This is a genomic window from Paenibacillus sp. J22P51 (assembly GCF_059692215.1).
This window is the reverse complement of the sequence record NZ_JCAUAZ010000001.1, coordinates 972,033-990,810: the sequence shown is the minus strand read 5'-3', so window position 1 is coordinate 990,810 and position 18,778 is coordinate 972,033. Positions and strand designations below refer to the sequence as shown.

Sequence of the window (18,778 nt, the reverse complement as noted above, 5' to 3'; positions counted from 1 at the left end):
GAGGCAGCATGGCTTCCGAAACAAAACCTACCGTGATTCATCTGCTCCCGCATTTTCACTATGACACGGTTTACTTAAAAACATATGACGATTATTTGCGTGATGCGCTTGAGCATATCCATGAAGCGTTGCGGATCATGGAAACGGAGCCTGCTTATACGTTCATGATCGAGCAGATGATTCTTCTTGAGGAATACTGGCGCAGGTTTCCGGAGCAGCGTGGGCGGCTTCGAAAACTTGCCGCCGAAGGAAGAATTGAAATAGCCTGTGGGATGTACTGCATGCCGGACGTCAATTTGCCTTCGGGCGAGTCGTTTATCAAACAAGTGCAAGAAGGCAGGAAGCTATGCCGGGAGCTGCTAGGCGTAGATGTGCGTGTTGCGTGGATGTCGGATTGCTTCGGACATCATCCGCAGCTGCCGCAGCTTTTGGCAGAGACTGGATATGAAATGTACGTGTTTTCCCGGGGAGCGGACGAAAACATGCCAACCCCGTTCCAATGGCAGGGCCTCGACGGCACGAAGGTATGGGCGCATCGCCTTCATGGGGGCTATGGATTGATCATGTTCTCATCCAATGTGCAGAACGCGTTGGAGTTGAATTTTGGGAAAGCGGGCAATGCGGAGACGATTCGACAGAAGGTTGCGATGCTGCAAGATGTTACCTCCGTAGCTGGTCATGTGCTACTTCCGAACGGAGGCGACATGGCTAAACCGCAGCGGGAAGCGGCGGAAGCAGTTCGGTTGTTTAACGAGCGATATGAAGAAGAGCTGATGTCTGTACAGTTCTCGACGGCACAGACATTCCTTGATGCCGTGAAGGCGGATGCCCAGTCTTTGCAAGTTTTTAAAGGTGACATTAATCCTGTTTTTCAGGGGACATACAGCTCGAGAATGGGCATTAAGCTGAAGAACCGTGAGTTGGAATGGAGACTGCAGGCCGTTGAGCGTTTGCAAGCAGTCTTGCTGCTAACTGACAAGGTCGATAAACCCATTGTCGATTTCCCCATCCAGGAAGCGTGGAAAGAGGTGCTTTACAATCAATTCCACGATATAATCTGCGGGACGATTCTGGACGAAGGGTACCTAGATACGATGAAGCGGTATCAGCGGGCTGAGCGTCATCTTAGCGATGCTGCGGCAACGCTAATGGATCGCATGCAGGACCATATCGGCGAGGGTGTGGTTGCCTATGTATTTAATCCTTCCGGATTCGTGCGTCAAGAGCTAATTGAGCTGGATATCGCTGTCACAACCGCTGGAGTTTCTGGAGTACGTGTTATCAATGGTGACGGTACCGAACTGCCGGTTACTTGCACGATTGTGGAGATGGACGCTTTTGGCGCGCACAAGCTGCGGGTCGCTTTTTCCGATAAGCTGGAAGCACTGACGCTCATGGCATACCGCTTGGAGTTGACTGAAGATGCTGTGGACGACACTCGTTCTCGTGGCTATACGCTCCATGAAATAAGTGGCGGCTATGTATTTGAGAACCGCTTTATGCAGCTGCATATTTCCTCCAGTGGTGGCATTAAGCGTTTTGTTAGCAACTCGAATGAATCCAAAGCGCAATGGAATTGGGTAGAAGACGGAACGGAATGGAACGAACTTATTTTGCTGCGTGATCAAGGAGACCTATGGCTCTACGATGAGCCGATCTTGAATGGGGCATATACGGGAGCTACGCCGATGAACGGCCTCATCCGCTTTAAGGAACAGCTGCCATATTCGCGAAGATGGCTCGGTCAATCGAGCGCAAGCTCGACATCAAGCATTCGGATTGAAGAGGAAGGGCAGGATCGGGTCGTTCTTTGCAGTACCGGTTCCATCTCCTTTTGGAACAATAAATTGACCTATACCAAACGTATTGTACTAGATGCGAATGGTGATCGTGTGCGTTTCACTACAAGCTTGACGGGTACCGGGAAGCAATACCGGGTCATCGCCGCCTTTCCAACCAGCTTTCAACAGCCTTCCATGGTGCAGCAAATCCCGTTTGGCAGGGTAGATCGTGGCGAAGGTGAGTTCCCAGCGCAGAATTGGAGCCGGATCGAAAGCGGCGACGCTAGGTTATTGATTAGTAATGTGGGGATCCCAGGCAATGGATTAGAAGGAGCAACAGCATGGTTGGCATTGACCCGATCTGCAGCAATGCCTTATAAGGCTCCGTCTGACCTCGCCTATGAAGAGGGAGTTACCCATAATTACACCTATGAAATTTGGGCTCGTCATTCGGAAGAAGCAGAGGACTTCGCCGAATACGACCGTGCTGCTGAATCGCTTAATATGCCGTTCGTTACAGCAATCCGTCCATCAGTCGCTATGTATATTGCCCAAGGACCTCGTTCCGATAAACCGGAAATTGGGATTTCCTCCTTCCATTATTGCAGCGAGCAAAATGCTTGGATACTTCGTCTGTATGATGCTTCTGGGCATGGCGCAATAGGCTTAATCCATCTGCCGGTTCTTACGAATGATAGGATTACGGTACAGGAACAAAACGCCATACTGCAGTCCAAAGCTGAGCCAGTTCCTTACAACCGAGTTAATGGATTAGAGGTTTCTCTTGGACCGTTCCAAATGCGAACCTTTGCAATAAAACATTTCTGATGACATAACGAATACGAATGTTGATTCCTTTCTTCTTCAGCCCAGTGTTGGGAGGTATTAAAGTATTAAAGTACACAATAAAGGTTGAAGTAGACATAAAAGTTGAAGTGACAAATAGGAGGGCGTTCACTCTATTGGGTGAACGCTTATTTAATTTCTTGTATGGAGGAAGTCTAATCCGTAACCGGGGGATACACCCCGTTTAGTTGCCTTTCCATTTTGACGGAAAAATGGCTTACCTTGATTGGCATGACGAATTAAAGATTATGTATAAATGTAACTCAAAAAAAAGGCTCAAAAGAGAAACAGCTTCCTCATCTTTCGAGGAAGCTGTTTCTACTTATCTATGCCTAATTTCACAAATTATATTACTATCTTAGTCAAACTAAGCATTAACAGTCTCAGGTCTTTTTATTTGTAGTGGAGGAGGAACAAGCCAACCTTTTTCTTTACTCATCTCAAGTATTTTGACGCCTAATGCCGTTTTAGTTATATGGTATTTTGCAAATAAAGCACCTATATCCAATCTAATGGATTGGCCCATAGCTTGACTGCAGGCAACTAATCCCAATGAGACGTCAGCTGCAATTTTGGCTGCAATTTCGGGATCAGCGAATCTTGCCCCGACGGGGATATCTTCGAGTTTTACCGGTGGTCGTTCAGGCATCATTGGAATTGTGGCAATTCCGTTATCAATCAGCACTTTATCTAATTCTTTAATTTCAAGATTTGCTTGATCAATGAGACCGTCGAGTACCTTTTTAAGATCTTTGTCTCCTGAGTGATTTAAATAAGCTTGATAACAGGATACAGCTCCTTTAGCCACTGTGGATGCTGTCCATACACTAAAGATTTCCCCGTAGTGTAGAGGTTCATCTTTTGGATTACCGCTTAAAATTCCCATATGAGTTTAGCTCCTTTTTTCTAATTTAATGACTTGATTAACATACCCATTTGTTCCTTTAAAATTCATGTGTCCGTCGATTTATTTTTAATGAATATTGTTATCTACATAACGGCCATGGTCGGGGACAGCTATATTTTTGAAATCGGCTGCCAATTGTGATAAACCGCATGTTAGCTCCTCACCAGACATAGGTACCCATGGCCGGATATTGCTATACTCGGCTTTAGAGCTTCAAGCCTTCTAACGGATAGCTCAGCAGCCTGCCAATCGGTTGTAAAGTATACTGGAGGTCCTGTCAGCTGCTTCTTCTGAGTTAAGACCTTGTATTGTGAGTCTTGCTCAACCAAACTTATATTAACGATCTGATTGGGATAGCAGAATATATCATGGCTAACCTCGCCACCGACACCGCTTCTAATGGAAGTCATCGGTATATAATTATCTGCCAATGTATCTTCCATATCCCCATAATGGATATGTTCCATTAGTGTCCCCCTAGTTTAAAATGAATTAAAATTCTCGATATTATATCCAATTGAACTTGATAACTATAACTGGATATAGAATAAAATTACTGAAAAGTGAATTTTTGATTATTTCTTTTGGGCACAATACAACAGAGGTGATTACATGCGTTGTTTACTTTGCGAAAATGAGCAATTTGTTAAAAGGGAAAAAAACGAAGTGTTTTATATGTACCATTATCAAGCGGCGAAATTCACCTGTATTACGGTGGGAAATAGCGTCATAATATAGCTGGAAGTCCATTTTTTGCAAAAGGGAGGATACAAATACAATGACGTCAAATTCAGACCTAGATGAAATATTCAATAATGACAACAACTAGAAAAAGTCTATCAAAATTAAATAGGCTAACTCCTGCCGATACAGGAGTAAACCTATAAGTATGAAAGCTTTAAAAATTCATATCTTGCAATCCTGGGCTATGCTCATTTGGCATATCAGGTAAGTTAGGCACTGGGAATCCCATCGGTGGCGGGGTAACTAATAGCTGTCCTTTATTTCTACTTGGTGATACACCTTGGAAAACCTCACCAATGCGCGTATCATCTAAACGGAAGTTAAACTGCATATTATGATAACCCATATCTACAAATTTTCTGCATTCCGGATACTTATTAATATCGTAATTAGGAACTGGGAAAAGTTTTCCCCAATCAACACCTAACGTTTCTAAAGCTTTAGCAAAAGCATTTTGATGTGCATTGTCTCGAACGATGAGGAACCCAATTGTCTCACGGAACGTTTTATTGGAGCTCATCTCATAAATTCTACTTTTTTGGAGTACTCCTGTAGATTCGAGTACTAAATTATCCAATAAATCAGCAATCAAATTACCATGTGAATACACCCATGAGCCATTCCATGGGTTTCCACCTGCATCGACCGGTAAGGAAGCTTGAGCGCCGACAATGAAATGGTGGGGATTTGCATGTTTGACGGCTTCATCAAGAGGTGCCCCATTGACACCTGAATTCCCTACACCTGTGGAGTTACCAGAATCGTTCAGTAATTGATTTATCGTATTTTGAACCAGTTCCACATGAGAAATTTCTTCTAGAAAGACCCCACGGATTAAGTCACGATATTGAGTAGCTTTGCCTCGAAAATTAGAGCTTTGAAAGAAATATTGCATCATGGTTCTCATCTCACCATAGTGTCCGCCAAGTGCTTCTTGTAAAACTTTAGCTGCAGCTGGATCTGGTTGGTCTGGAACAATTTGATTAATAAGTTCTTCTTTATAATAGTACATATATTCACTCATTTCCTTTGAAATTGAATTCTCGGGGCTGAATAATAAAATAACCGCCTAGAAAAGACGGTTATTTGGACAACTGTTTATGTTTAGGTATGTTCACGATTCCGCTTTTTTAAACCAGCTAAACCGACTAACCCTAGAAGGCCAAGCCAGCCCCAATTGGAATCATTGTCATCGGTAGCAGCATTAGTTCTATAAGTAGGTGTTGAATTTGTCCCGTAACTATTAGTAGTAGTCGTACCGTTAACTGAACCATATCCGTTATTTACCGATCCAGTCATACCTGTATTATCCGCGGCACTCGATACCCCTGTACACAACAGAAACATAAAACAGATACTAAAAAAAAACATAAAGACCTTCTTTTTCATTTGGCTTCTCTCCTTAAAATCAATTTGTTTACACGTTTGTTTTCTCCTTTATGTAAATCAATTATACGAATGAGAGATTACCAAAGTAGTCCACTAAATGGAAGGTGTAGATTGTTCCGAAAAACATATAATATTGATGTTCCAATTACTTAGATGGGTGGGCTAAAGTCATGACGAACCAAAAAAAGAGTATTGAATCAGCAAAACAAAAAAACCAAAAACCAAATCAAAACAGTAGTAAAAAAAGTAGCAGCAATAATGGTATTGATGATGCAAATATTAATTCAGGTGGTTAATAAATTTATTTCAACAACTTAATAAACTGATCAAACAGCCTCACTTCAATGAAGTGAGGCTATGCTAGGTTTCAGATATTAATGAGTTACGAGGTTGTCTGATTTTTAACCACTGATAAAAAAAGATAATAATAATAAAAGTGTCAATTGCATCCCCGCCATAATACATAAGCTTAGCACCGTTTTCCGCTTGAATGGCTGATATTCCAAGTGGAGGGTTCACATAAATGGTTTTAGATAATATGCCATGTGCGGCTATGGTAAATATAAAGATAATACCACGGTAAACGTAGCTAGTTCGATGGGGTGGTCTGTCGATGTAAATCATTGAGATTGTGAATAGGTAACCTGCAGTAAATATATGTAGATGAACTATTAAATGTAAAATTGAAAACTTGTGCATGTTCGAATATAAGTTGGTTGTGTATAAGATACATAGTCCACCGATGTTTAATATTGAAGCTACTGAAGGATCGCTAAACATACGAAACGGCATGCCTCTAAGTATCCGTGAGATCCTACGAGCTGATTGTAGGGGGAGAGTCCTTAAGATGAGAGTCACAGGTGCTGCAAGTGCAATGAATAGAGGAGCCAGCATCCCAAGAAGTAAATGACCTATCATGTGCGCTGTGAAGTTTATGTGTGAAAGATTTGCTATAGGGCCAACAACAGATAGCGCAATACATAGTAAACCTATTAACCAGTAGATATAACGTGAGAAGGGCCATTGCTTATAGGTGCGACTGGATATGACTGCAGCGTACAGATAAAAAAATAATACACCTAAAAATAGGAGTATGAGGATAAAGTCAGAGTAAGCGCCACCGCCATGAGTAAAATGATCATTTGTCATCCGAAGGTGCCCTCTCGACATGAACATTAATACGGGAATGAATAGTTAAAATGATTCCAATGAAAAGCATAATTATAGCGCTAATATTCCATATGGTATCGTAAATGATGACATTTGGGATGTAACGGATTTGATGAAGTCGCAAGATTTTATGTTGGATTGTTCCATCATATAGTTGGAAAAAGCCAGCACCTAGTAAAATGCCGCTAACCCACCTTTTTAGGTGTAGTGCTTTTCTACGTCGAAGATCTGCAAACATAAATAGCGACCCAACCGTCACAAACCAACTAAAAGCGTGAAACAAACCATCGGAAATCAAACCAATTTGGGTCGTGGACTTGTCGTAGAAATGATGCCAATGCAAGAGTTGATGAAATACTGTTTCATCGATAAAGCCGACTAAACCAAGGCCAAATAATATACCCGACCACAGATTACGGTTAGCTGTTTCCACTTTTTATAACTCCTTTTGATATTTTCAAGCTACATATCTTATTTTTAATTTGCCCTTTTTATGGAATTGTAACCGCTTATAGATTCAAGACAACATCAGGTTAAAAAATAGAGAAAGCGGCATATATGTATGGCGTGCAAAAAAGCTGGCGGCATTACTTATAATTGCAACAATTATTGTTTTTGTATTAACATTATTCGCATAAAAATCGACTAGAAAGGGGAAATATCAATCCGTGTTATGGGGTAATAGTGTGGGATGAGGGCAATGATAATACACTCTTTACAGAAACGGTTGTTTTTATTACAATAATATTCATAATAATCGTGATTGGTTTACTGCTTTTCATGCGCGTCCATAAACCTAAATTTCCCGAGAATATAGGAGTGAAACAATTATGACATATCGTACAGAATATCCAAGACCGCAATTTGTTCGTAAAGACTGGAAGCTTCTTAACGGCACATGGCAATTTGAATTTGATGATCATAATGTCGGCGCAGAAGAAAAATGGTACAAAACCGAGCGAAATTTTACGCAAAAAATCGAAGTTCCTTTTGCCTATCAGACAAAGCTTAGTGGTATTCATGATCCATCTTTTCACGATTGGGTCTGGTATAAGCGCAATTTTATAGTTGATCAAGCATGGAAAGGGAAACGAGTGCTGCTGCATTTCGGTGCGGTAGATTATCGCGCTTGGGTGTATGTGAACGGCGCTTATGTCGGTACGCACGAAGGCGGTAACGTTCCTTTTCATTTTGATATTACGAATGAGCTGAATTGGGTTGATGATCAGGTTGTTTTGCGGGTAGAAGACCCGTCAACAGATGAAACAATTCCAAGAGGCAAGCAATATTGGGTCGAGAAGTCGGACGCTATTTGGTATACGCGCACAACAGGTATTTGGCAATCTGTATGGTTGGAAGCTGTACAAACTGTGCATTTGGCTAAAGTGAAATTCACACCCGATTTGGATCGCGGGGATGTGATTGTCGATTTCGAAGTGGAGGGGCCGTATACAGGCGCGGCGCTTGACATCTGCATTTCTTTTAAGGGACAACAAGTCATTACAGATCGCATATCGATTCAAGAACGGTATACAAAACGAGCTTATCATTTATTGAATCGACACATATTCAGAACAGGATTTCATCATGAAGGCTGGACATGGACACCAGAGAAGCCAAACTTGTTCGATGTATCCATGACTTTAAGTAAAGCGGATGTCATCGTTGACGAAGTAAGCTCGTATTTCGGGTTGCGTAAAATCCATACAGAGCGCGGCATGGTGTACTTAAACAACAAGCCATATTATCAGAAGCTGGTGCTGGATCAGGGATACTGGCCGGAAGGCTTATTAACAGCTCCGACAGATAATGATTTGAAGCTTGATATCGAGTTAGCGAAGGAAATGGGCTTTAACGGCTGCCGCAAACACCAAAAGGTTGAGGACCCGCGCTTTCTCTATTGGGCGGATCACCTCGGATTTCTCGTGTGGGGCGAGTGTGCCGCTTCTGCTTCTTATTCCAATGATGCAGCAGCTCGGTTAACGAGAGAATGGATTGAAATTATAGAGCGCGACTATAATCATCCTTGTATCGTAGCATGGGTGCCGCTTAATGAAAGTTGGGGCATTCCAATGGTGAACAGTAATATGCAGCAGCAGCATCACAGCCTTGCCATGTATAGTCTGATTCACTCTTTGGATGGGACGCGCCTTGTCATTTCCAATGACGGATGGGAATTGACGAGGACGGACATCTGCGCTGTCCATAATTACAATCACGGTCAGCCCGAGCAACTGGAGAAATACGAGCACTTCAAACTTTCGTTATCAACGAAAGAGCATATCTTGCACTCGCAGCCTGCTAAGCGAGACATTTATTCGCAAGGATTTTCTCATCAAGGAGAGCCGATTTTGTTGACGGAGTTTGGCGGAATCGCTTATAAAATTGGTTCGGATGAGGGATGGGGATATTCATCTGTTGCAAATGAGGAAGACTTTGTCACACAGTATCGTAGAGTGGTTGAAGCGGTTTACAGTTCCCAAGTGATACACGGATTCTGCTATACGCAATTGACTGATGTGGAACAGGAAGTGAATGGTTTGTTGACCTATGATCGTAAACCGAAGTGTGATTTGAATGCCATTAAGCAAATCCATGCCATGTGGCGCGTGCCAACCATTCAAGATTAGTTGAAGATAAGTACACACTATCCGGACACACCCCACGGTCAAGAAAGATCGTTGTTTTTGACAGTTGAAGAGACTGAATGGGAATTAAGATTAAAAAAATAAATTAATGTAAAGGTGTGAATGAGGATGAAAATTCGTAGTGTAGAATGTTTTAAAGTGCCTCCAAGATGGCTGTTTGTGAAAGTTGAGACCGATGAAGGGATTGTTGGTTGGGGGGAACCCATTGTTGAGGGTAGAGCGGATACCGTGCAAGCTGCTGTTGAGGAACTGAAAGTATATCTGATCGGGCAAGATCCGATGCGAATTGAAGATTTATGGCAAGTGATGTATCGCGGCGGATTCTACCGTGGCGGTCCGATCTTGACGAGCGCTATTTCCGGTATTGAACAAGCTCTTTGGGATATTAAAGGCAAGTATTATAATGCGCCGATTTTCGATTTATTAGGCGGTGCTTGCCGTGATCGTACACGTGTGTACGCTTGGGTAGGCGGTGACAGACCGAGCGATGTCGGGGCTGCTGCGAAAGAGAAAAAAGATCAAGGATTTACTGCTGTGAAAATGAATGGAACCGAAGAGATGCACTACATCGATTCATTTGCCAAAGTTGAAGAAACTGCCGCTCGTGTTGCTGCAGTTCGTGAAGCATGTGGAAAAGACTTCGGCATTGGTGTTGATTTCCATGGTCGCGTGCATAAATCGATGGCTAAAGTGCTAGCCAAGGAGCTGGAGCAATTCCGCTTAATGTTCATCGAAGAGCCTGTTTTACCGGAAAATAACGAAGCACTCAAAGAAATCGCGAAATACATTGCTACTCCTATTGCGACAGGAGAAAGAATGTATACGCGTTGGGGCTTTAAAGAAATATTGGCTCAAGGTATTGTCGATATTATTCAGCCAGATGTCTCCCATGCTGGGGGCATTTTGGAGACACGCAAAATCGCAGCGATGGCGGAAGCTTACGACGTGGCATTAGCGCCGCATTGTCCACTAGGTCCAATTGCGCTGGCTTCTTGCTTGCATGTTGATATTTGTTCGCCGAATGCTTTTATTCAGGAGCAGAGTCTAGGCATTCATTATAATCAAGGCAATGATATTTTAGACTATTTAACAGACCCGAATGTATTTGACTATAAGGATGGTTTTGTCGAAAACTTGAAAGGTCCTGGACTTGGCATTGAAGTAAATGAAGAAAAAGTAAGAGAAATGGCTAAAATTGGACATAACTGGAAAAATCCAGTGTGGAGGCAAGCGGACGGTACGGTTGCGGAGTGGTAGAATGATGGATAATAACAAACAATTTGTTAATCTAGTCAAAAAAGAGAAATTAATAACGATTATACGCGGAGTTCCTCTTGAATCCATGGAGCCGCTCTTTGAGGCTTTGCAAGCGGGAGGAATTCGACTTGTCGAAGTAACGATGAATACAGCGGGCGCTTTAGCGTGTATTCGTGAGATGAATAAGCAGTTTGGTCAAGAACTGGTCATTGGGGCCGGGACCGTGCTGGATGAAGCTATGGCGCGTCAAGCAGCAGAAGCGGGAAGCCGCTTCTTGCTCTCGCCAAATTTGGATGAAGAAATGGTACGAACTTCGATTGAGCTTGGCTTGCCACCAATCCCTGGGGTGTTAACACCGACAGAGATTATGAACGCCGTGCGGTTGGGTGCACCGATGGTGAAGCTGTTTCCTGTTTCTTCCTTGGGCGCCAGATACATTCGTGAAATTTGCGCTCCGTTGAATCATATTGATATGATTGCTGTTGGCGGCATTGATGAATCCAACGCAAGTGAGTTTTTAGACGCAGGGGTTATTGGACTTGGTGTAGGGAGCAGCTTAATTGATAAAAAACAGATTGCTGCCGGTGATTTCGAGGCGATTAAAGAAAAAGCGAAACGGCTTGTAGCTGTTGTACAGCGCGGGTAAGCAGCTTTACTATATGCATTCGGCTATAGTAACGATGTATTTACGCAACTCTATTATTCGCGGTATAATAATGCAGCAGTAAAAGGAGGGATTTATGAGAACGTTACAGCTCACTTTAGACGAAGCGCTTGAAGTATGCAAAGCGTTATCGCATGAACATCGGATGCAAATTTTACATGCACTTACGCAGGGGCCGCTTAATGTAAACGAGCTAGCGCAATTGATGGAACTCCCTTTCTCAACTGCAGCCGTCAATATTAAGAAATTAGAGGACGCAGGACTCATTTCGACTGAAATGGTGCCAGGTCGAGGCAGTCAAAAAATTAATTCGAAGCGATATGATCGGATCATAATTAATTTAACACCTGCTGAGCCACAGCTTGAAAATCACCTGATTTTAGATATGCCTATAGGCGAGTATACGGATTGCGAAGTGGAACCGACTTGTGGTCTCGTTAGTGAGCACAAAATGCTAGGTATGAATGATGATCCGCGATCCTTTTATGAGCCTGAACGAAAAGAGGCGCAATTGCTTTGGTTCCGATCGGGTTTTGTAGAATATCGCTTTCCAAATCGTGTTCCTTATGGTTCCAAAACGGAGGAGATTGAACTTTCTGCTGAAATTTGTTCGGAAGCGCCGTACCATAAACTAGATTGGCCTTCCGACATTACGTTTTGGGTCAATGGTGTTGAAGTCGGTACATGGACAAGTCCTGGTGATTTTGGAGGTCAAAGAGGCTTTTTAACTCCTGATTGGTGGACAATCAATAATACGCAGTTCGGGCTATTAAAGAATTGGGCGGTTAATACGAAAGGCAGCTTCATAGACGGCAAACAGATTTCCGATGTGACGATAGCGGATTTGAATTTGACGGCTAAACCATTTATTTCTATTCGCTTGGGAATAAAAAAAGATGCCGTGAATGGCGGCGGTCTGAATTTGTTTGGTAAACGATTCGGAAATTATGAGCAGGATTTAATATTAAAAATAAAATATGCCAATGATCGTAAATAGATCGAATCATAATGAACGTCTTGCGCTTGCAAGGCGTTTTTTCATATGCAAAAAATGGTTTTTTAACCGAAACTATTGTAATAAAACAATAAAAAATGATATATTAATTAATGTGAAAAGTTGTTATTGGCTTTGGTTTTTATGAATGAAGTGATGATACAAATAAACATGTAAATGATGACATTGTGGTTAGTTTTATGAGGGAGAGATAAACGATGAGAAATCGATGGAGTCTTTCAGGAACATGGAATTTTGCCGTAGATCCGAAAGATATTGGTGAAACAGAGGACTGGTATCAAGGTCAACTGCCAACATGCAACGAAGTGCAGGTTCCCCATTTATGGCAAAGAGATGGGGGAGAATTGTTAAATTATTATGGTACTGCGTGGTACACGCGGAAGTTTAAAGTAACTGATCGCAATTGCCAAAAGCAGATGTTTCTGCATTTTGATGCTGTTGATTATATGGCACGCGTGTGGATTAACGGGCAATTCGTCGGAGAGCACGAAGGTGGGTTTACCCCATTCGAGTTCGATATTACGGATTATTTGAACGATCAGCAAGAACAGACATGTACAGTGCGCGTCTATGATCCACAGGATAACTCGGACATTCCAATTGGCAAACAGGGCACTTGGTATACGCGAGTTAGCGGCATATGGCAAGACGTATATATGGAAGAACGAGCAGGTTCATTTATCGATCATATCTGGATTACCCCCCATGTCGATCGCAGTCAAATTGATGTCAGATATCGTTTGAGCGGACGACAGTTAGCAAGCGGGGATCTTGCTTATGCCGTGAAAGTTCATTTAAATAATAATTCATCTATTATTACAGGAAAAATTGAAATTAAATCTGCGGATGGATGTTTCCGAGTCGAAATGCCAGATCCTATTTTGTGGGAACCAGAGAATCCTCACTTGTACGAACTTGAAGTTACATTAGCAAGCGGAGACGATTCTGATACGAAAACAGAGATCTTTGGTATGCGCAAGGTAGAGCATGCTGACGGTATGATCAAGCTAAACGATAAGCCATTATACATGCGAGGTGCTCTGGATCAGGCTTTCTACCCAGACACGATCTATACGGCGCCTTCCGACGAATACATTCAACGAGAAATTCAACTTGCGAAAGAAATGGGTTTCAATCTTTTGCGTAAACATATCAAAATTGAACTGCCGCGCTATTTGTATTGGGCAGACCGCATGGGCATGCTAATCTGGGCTGAGCCGCCAAATTACGTTAAATGGACACAAACAAGTCAACGTCGTTTCAGAAACGAATTAAGAGCTATGGTAGATAGAGATTACAACCGGCCTTCCATCATTATTTGGTCGATTTATAATGAAGAGTGGGGCTTGGAGTGGGATCTTGACCGTGATACCGAGAAACAAAGTCATGTTGCTGAAATGTATGATGAACTGAAAGAATATGATCCAACAAGACTCATTTGCGATAACAGTGGCTGGACACATGTGAAAACAGATATTAACGACCATCACCGCTATTTTGTATGCCCTGATCAATTAACGGAGTGGCAACATGATCTAGATGAATTTGTAATCGGCGATCCAAATAAAAATTTCGTGGGCAATTATCGGTCGAATGGTGAACCGATTATCGTATCTGAATTTGGTGTTTGGGGACTTCCAAGTATGGAGGCACTCAAAGAGCATTATGGAGATCAAGAGCCTTGGTGGTTTATTAACCAAGGGGAAGAAACACATCAAGATGACTACAAAAGGCCGGTAACTGCAGAAGAAAACTTCTCCAAATTTAAATTGCATAAAACGTTCGACAATTTCGAGAATCTCGCTGTTGCGTCACAAAGACGCATGTTCCGCGCAGTCAAATCAGTTATTGAAGAAATGCGCAAACGCCCTCAAGTCGCGGGGTATGTCGTAACGGAATTTACAGATATCGAATGGGAAACGAATGGATGGCTTGATTTTTTACGCAATCCGAAAGAAGGCTTCGAGCGGCTGAAGGATTTTAACGGTTCATTAGTTATTATGGCGAATAACGTAAAGCATAATCTTTGGTCCGGTGAAAACCAATCATGGGATATCATTATCTCCAATAATGACATGAAATCATTCGACGGCGTATTGCGTTGGCATATCGAAGGAACTGACCTTACAGAAACGATTCCGGTTAGTCTGGATGGGAAGCTTCACGTAACGATGAAAAATGCGATTAATTTTATTGCGCCAGAAGTAAGCGAACCGGGCTTTTATAAGCTTTCATTTGAGTTGTTGCATGGAACCAATCAGGTTGCATGTAATGAGGAAGAATTGACGATTTCTCCTGTGTCTACTGAAAATCAAGCTAGCGCTATTACGCCTTATCAATTACCAGAATCATTGATTCATCAATTGCAAACAAAAGGTTTCGATATTCAAACTGACTTACAGATGAATGCGGTCGTCCTCACTGATTGCTTAGATGAAAAGGTGTTGACTTTTGCAAGTCAAGGCGGTCAAGTCGTATTTTTAGCTGAACAAGGCAATGGGCTGCCGTCAAGAGGCCAATTTACATTTCGTCTTTTGCCTGAAGGGGAGAGCTGGCCAAGAGCTTCATCGTTTAATTTTGTTGATACTAAGTGGTTTGACAATATTCCGCTTCAACCAGAAATGGGTTGGGAAGTCGATGCATTAATACCTAAATACGTTATGCCGTTTCAAAACTATAAAATGGGTAATGGCCGCCGAACGATCTCCGTATTTGGTAACTCAAGTGTAGCCGAGTCCAGTGAAATTATTTCTGGATATTTCCAAGGTTGGATTGGTCAAGTAGGTGGCTCAATTGTACGAAAACCTCATGGCAAAGGGTCTATCGTAGTGGTGACTTGGAGGCTTATGGAAAACTACGCCAAACATCCGATTGCTGGACAAGTGCTGCATAAGATCATAGAAAAGCTTTCTGTATAATTATGAATTATTGATCGTTAAGAATCATTTTAATCACAACTAAAGTTGTGATTAAAATGAGAAAAACACCAATTTACGCATTTTTCATTGTTATTCAACCTATTTATTCAATAAAATGTTGTTATATAATCACGAATGTGATAATATAACATTAATCGCATGAAAGCGTTTGCGATCGTGCGAAGTGGCCAATCATAATAGAATGTATACCAGGAGGGTTATATGAAAAAAATAGCTGTAATCTCAACTGCATTAACATTATGTGCTTCTCTCTTGGCAGGATGTGGTCAGTCTTCAACGAAGCCTAAGGCTGATGCGCAAAATAGCGCAACTCCAGCTGCTGCTGTCGCAAGGAAACCTGTAACACTTGATTACTGGCATCCGCTTACAGGCGGAGATGCGAAGTTCATGGATGAAATCGTTCAAAAATTCAATAGCGAAAACAAAAATGGCGTAACCGTCAAGCAAAACATTATGAAAGCAGATGAATTATCTCAGAAGCTGGCTGCTGCCAATTCAGCAAGCACTGGGTTGCCGCATATCCTTTATGTAGGTTCAAATGATGTCTATATGCAGCAAAGATCGAAACTATTGCTGCCAGTAGATGAATTGATGGACAAAGTGGGTATGAAGAAAGAAGAATCCTTAAAGCAATTGAACGATGCTGTTACGTTTGATAAGAAAATGTATGGCATACCTGTAGAAGTACACCCGTGGGTCATGTTCTACAATAAGAAATTACTTAACCAAATTGGTTATAAAGAAGAAGATTTGAAGAATCTTGATCTTAATAAACTAATCGAAATGTCAAAGAAGACGATGGCGCTTGGTAAAGATTACTTCGGGATTTCATTGAGCGGCGCTGACCCAGCGGTATTTTTCCGTTACTTCTACACGGCGATCTACCAAGGCAATTCCAATACAGTTGATCCAGCAAACCTTAAAGTGCCTACATTTAATAATGAAGCAGGCGTAAAGGCAATCGAGCAAGTTATGAAATTAAATGAATATACGGTTACCAAAGGAACAGCAGGTCGTCCTCCGTTTGTAGCGGGCAACGTATTATTCCACTTTAACGGTGTTTGGGAACTATCTCAGCTTGATAATCCAGAAGTAAAGGCAAAATTGGATTGGGGTGTTGTGCAGTTCCCTCAATTGTTCAGCAGTAAAAAAGGTGTATGGAGCGAAATTGGCGTAGGTGTCATGACGAAGGCAGCTGCAGACGAAAATACGAAATTGGCTTCCATCGAGTTCTTGAAGTTTATGCAAGACAACGGACTTAGCATGGCTAAAGCAGGACATATCCCTGCTAAAATTAGTCTGTTAAATAGTGAAGAATTTAAAAAGATGCCTTATTCCTTCTTCAAAGATAATATGGACGTTTTTGCAATTCCTCCAGCAGGTCCTGCAAACGATCCAATCAATAAAAAAGCGGTAGCAGCATTCATGCAGCTTTATTGGAAAGAAGCAACAGATGTAAAGAAAATGTTGGATGATGCAGCGAAACAAGCTAAGGAAATAGTCGATAATCAGTAGTTTTTAATGGCGAGAGAGGTTGGGACATCCTTACCTCTCTTTGCTACTTAAACTGCACCGAACTTAAGAGGTGAACTTCAAATGGCACAAAAAAAATGGACGCCGTATCTATATTTATTGCCAGTATTAATACCCTTCGCGATTTTCTTCGCTTACCCGTTTATTACTGCAATCTATTATAGCTTTACAAAATGGAATATGTACGGTCCTGCAGAGTGGGTTGGTTTTAGAAATTATCATACGCTGCTATTCAAGACCGATAGCGTGTATTACAAAGATTTTTGGAACGGAATGGGGAATACGTTTAAGTTTGCACTCTTTTCTGTTCCGCCTTTAATTATTTTTCCTTTTATTTTAGCCGTATTATTGAATCATAAAGTAAAAGGAACAGGCTTTTTCCAAAGTGTTTTTTATTTGCCAGGGTTATTCTCGGTTGCAACGATTGCTTTGATGTGGCAATGGCTTTTAGATGGGCGATTCGGAGCTGTTAACAAATTTCTAGGTGTGCATATCCCTTGGGCGGTTGAACAGCCTTATACATGGATCGCGCTAATAGGAATGACGGTTTGGTGGACGATTGGCGGTAATATGGTCATCTATTTAGCAGGGATGAGCGATATTTCTAAAAGTTTATATGAAGCTGCTTCGATAGACGGAGCTGGCGAATTCAAAAAGACATTATACATTACAATGCCAGGTTTAAAGCATCAATTCTCGTACACATTCGTATTAACAACGATCGCAAGTTTTAATGTTTTCGGACAAACCTATATGTTCAGTAAAGGCGGTCCGGCAAATTCGACGAAAACAGTAATTATGTATATTAGAGAGTATGCCTTTGCTAATCCTCCCGTGGCTGGTATGGCAGTCGCGATGTCAGTTCTACTTGGAGTTGTGATTTGTTTGTTCTCCATCATTCAGTATTTTCTGTTATCAAGGACGGATTAACTAAGGAGAGAGATGCCATACAGAGGGGAGTACCGATATGAAGAAAATAAATGCAACACAAACAAGCGTGTTTAGTATGCTTTCGATTTTTTCAGTCTTATTTATCGTACCTATACTTTTTGTTTTTATTTCATCATTCCGATCGAAAATGGATGTTACCATTTATCCGGATCAACTCTTACCGCATAAGTTTACGTTACAAAATTATATTGTCGTGTTGTTTGAAACTCCTTATGCGCCAGTATTTAAATGGTTGTGGAACTCTACGTTTGTAGCGACCGTACACACGGCATTACTGCTTATCCTTTGTTCGATGGCTGCTTTCGCATTTGCCAGAATGAAGTTTAAGGGCAAAGAAATCATTTTCTGGATATTGTTATCCTCGATGATGATCCCTAGCATCGTTAACTTTGTTCCGCTATATAAAATTATGTCTGATTTTAAATTGATTGATTCTTATTGGGCGCTGATTTTACCAGGCATTGAAAATGCTTTTGATATATTTTTAATACGACAATTTATGAGAGGGATTCCTAGGGAACTGGAAGAGTCGGCACATATGGACGGCGCCAATTCTTGGCAAATATTTACCAAGATGATCATACCTCTCAGTAGACCAGTACTTTTTGTTGTCGGATTATTTGCATTTCGAAACAACTGGAACTCCTTGCTGTGGCCGCTAGTAGCGACAAACAGTCTCGATAAAAGAACAATTACTGCGGGGTTAACTGTGGCGCAAGGAACATTTGAAAATGAATTTACACTAGTAAACACGATCACGGTGATGTCTGCTCTACCGCTTTTGATTATTTTTATTTTCGTTCAAAAGTATTTTACGGAAGGTTTATCCATATCCTCTGCGCTAAAGGAATAATGCCGCGCGGTATATTAGAAATGAAAGGACTGCTTCCTGATATTCTGTTGGGGAGCAGTTTGCACTTTCTTAAGCCCATGA

15 protein-coding genes and 1 pseudogene are annotated in these 18,778 nt (G+C 41.7%); 10 read left to right on the top strand and 6 right to left on the bottom strand.

The window, feature by feature from the left end:
* Nucleotides 1-8: 8 nt before the first annotated feature.
* On the top strand, nucleotides 9-2,609 hold the full coding sequence (locus tag AC58QC_RS03845; protein WP_497413869.1) for a glycoside hydrolase family 38 N-terminal domain-containing protein: 2,601 nt from the start codon (nucleotides 9-11) through the stop codon (nucleotides 2,607-2,609).
* Nucleotides 2,610-2,994: 385 nt separating this feature from the next.
* Here the strand turns inward: AC58QC_RS03845 and AC58QC_RS03840 are convergent, their stop codons facing one another.
* The 4 genes and pseudogenes from AC58QC_RS03840 to AC58QC_RS03825 all read right to left on the bottom strand — a co-directional run bounded on the left by AC58QC_RS03840 (nucleotide 2,995) and on the right by AC58QC_RS03825 (nucleotide 5,667).
* Nucleotides 2,995-3,513, bottom strand: a complete 519-nt coding sequence (locus AC58QC_RS03840) for a DUF3231 family protein (RefSeq protein WP_497413868.1) — start codon at nucleotides 3,511-3,513, stop codon at nucleotides 2,995-2,997.
* An 87-nt stretch (nucleotides 3,514-3,600) separates the two neighbouring features.
* Nucleotides 3,601-3,860: pseudogene (locus AC58QC_RS03835) on the bottom strand (MBL fold metallo-hydrolase); the annotation flags it as partial.
* 572 nt (nucleotides 3,861-4,432) lie between these two features.
* Nucleotides 4,433-5,290 (bottom strand): manganese catalase family protein, encoded by an 858-nt coding sequence (locus AC58QC_RS03830; protein WP_497413867.1) that lies wholly within the window; start codon nucleotides 5,288-5,290, stop codon nucleotides 4,433-4,435.
* Nucleotides 5,291-5,382: 92 nt separating this feature from the next.
* Complete coding sequence (locus AC58QC_RS03825; RefSeq protein WP_497413866.1) at nucleotides 5,383-5,667, bottom strand: WGxxGxxG family protein; 285 nt, start codon at nucleotides 5,665-5,667, stop codon at nucleotides 5,383-5,385.
* Nucleotides 5,668-5,837: 170 nt separating this feature from the next.
* Here AC58QC_RS03825 and AC58QC_RS03820 point away from each other — a divergent pair, with 170 nt between their 5' ends.
* Nucleotides 5,838-5,963, top strand: a complete 126-nt coding sequence (locus AC58QC_RS03820) for a hypothetical protein (RefSeq protein WP_268240221.1) — start codon at nucleotides 5,838-5,840, stop codon at nucleotides 5,961-5,963.
* 64 nt (nucleotides 5,964-6,027) lie between these two features.
* On the opposite strand, the gene AC58QC_RS03815 is transcribed toward AC58QC_RS03820, so the two are convergent.
* Nucleotides 6,028-6,816, bottom strand: coding sequence for a cytochrome c oxidase assembly protein (locus AC58QC_RS03815; protein ID WP_497413865.1), 789 nt, complete (start codon nucleotides 6,814-6,816; stop codon nucleotides 6,028-6,030).
* Nucleotides 6,806-7,270, bottom strand: a complete 465-nt coding sequence (locus AC58QC_RS03810) for a DUF2243 domain-containing protein (protein WP_497369759.1) — start codon at nucleotides 7,268-7,270, stop codon at nucleotides 6,806-6,808. The genes AC58QC_RS03815 and AC58QC_RS03810 overlap by 11 nt, the downstream gene beginning before the upstream one ends.
* 397 nt (nucleotides 7,271-7,667) lie before the next feature.
* Between AC58QC_RS03810 and AC58QC_RS03805 the strand changes: the two genes are divergently transcribed.
* The 8 genes from AC58QC_RS03805 (at nucleotide 7,668) to AC58QC_RS03770 (ending at nucleotide 18,697) form a co-directional block, all read left to right on the top strand.
* Nucleotides 7,668-9,467, top strand: coding sequence for a glycoside hydrolase family 2 protein (locus tag AC58QC_RS03805; RefSeq protein WP_497413864.1), 1,800 nt, complete (start codon nucleotides 7,668-7,670; stop codon nucleotides 9,465-9,467).
* Between the two features lie 126 nt (nucleotides 9,468-9,593).
* Nucleotides 9,594-10,742 carry a galactonate dehydratase gene (dgoD, locus tag AC58QC_RS03800; RefSeq protein WP_497413863.1) on the top strand — a complete coding sequence of 383 codons (1,149 nt, stop codon included), beginning with the start codon at nucleotides 9,594-9,596 and terminating at the stop codon, nucleotides 10,740-10,742.
* A 4-nt stretch (nucleotides 10,743-10,746) separates the two neighbouring features.
* Nucleotides 10,747-11,388 carry a bifunctional 4-hydroxy-2-oxoglutarate aldolase/2-dehydro-3-deoxy-phosphogluconate aldolase gene (locus AC58QC_RS03795; RefSeq protein WP_497413862.1) on the top strand — a complete coding sequence of 214 codons (642 nt, stop codon included), beginning with the start codon at nucleotides 10,747-10,749 and terminating at the stop codon, nucleotides 11,386-11,388.
* A 94-nt stretch (nucleotides 11,389-11,482) separates the two neighbouring features.
* Nucleotides 11,483-12,403, top strand: coding sequence for an ArsR/SmtB family transcription factor (locus tag AC58QC_RS03790; RefSeq protein WP_497413861.1), 921 nt, complete (start codon nucleotides 11,483-11,485; stop codon nucleotides 12,401-12,403).
* Nucleotides 12,404-12,618: 215 nt separating this feature from the next.
* Nucleotides 12,619-15,339 (top strand): glycoside hydrolase family 2 protein, encoded by a 2,721-nt coding sequence (locus AC58QC_RS03785; RefSeq protein WP_497413860.1) that lies wholly within the window; start codon nucleotides 12,619-12,621, stop codon nucleotides 15,337-15,339.
* 222 nt (nucleotides 15,340-15,561) lie between these two features.
* Nucleotides 15,562-16,875 carry an extracellular solute-binding protein gene (locus AC58QC_RS03780; RefSeq protein ID WP_497413859.1) on the top strand — a complete coding sequence of 438 codons (1,314 nt, stop codon included), beginning with the start codon at nucleotides 15,562-15,564 and terminating at the stop codon, nucleotides 16,873-16,875.
* A gap of 81 nt (nucleotides 16,876-16,956) precedes the next feature.
* Nucleotides 16,957-17,823: a carbohydrate ABC transporter permease gene (locus AC58QC_RS03775; protein ID WP_497413858.1), complete on the top strand. Its 867-nt coding sequence runs from the start codon at nucleotides 16,957-16,959 to the stop codon at nucleotides 17,821-17,823.
* A 37-nt stretch (nucleotides 17,824-17,860) separates the two neighbouring features.
* Nucleotides 17,861-18,697, top strand: coding sequence for a carbohydrate ABC transporter permease (locus AC58QC_RS03770; protein ID WP_497413857.1), 837 nt, complete (start codon nucleotides 17,861-17,863; stop codon nucleotides 18,695-18,697).
* The last annotated feature ends 81 nt before the right edge of the window (nucleotides 18,698-18,778 follow it).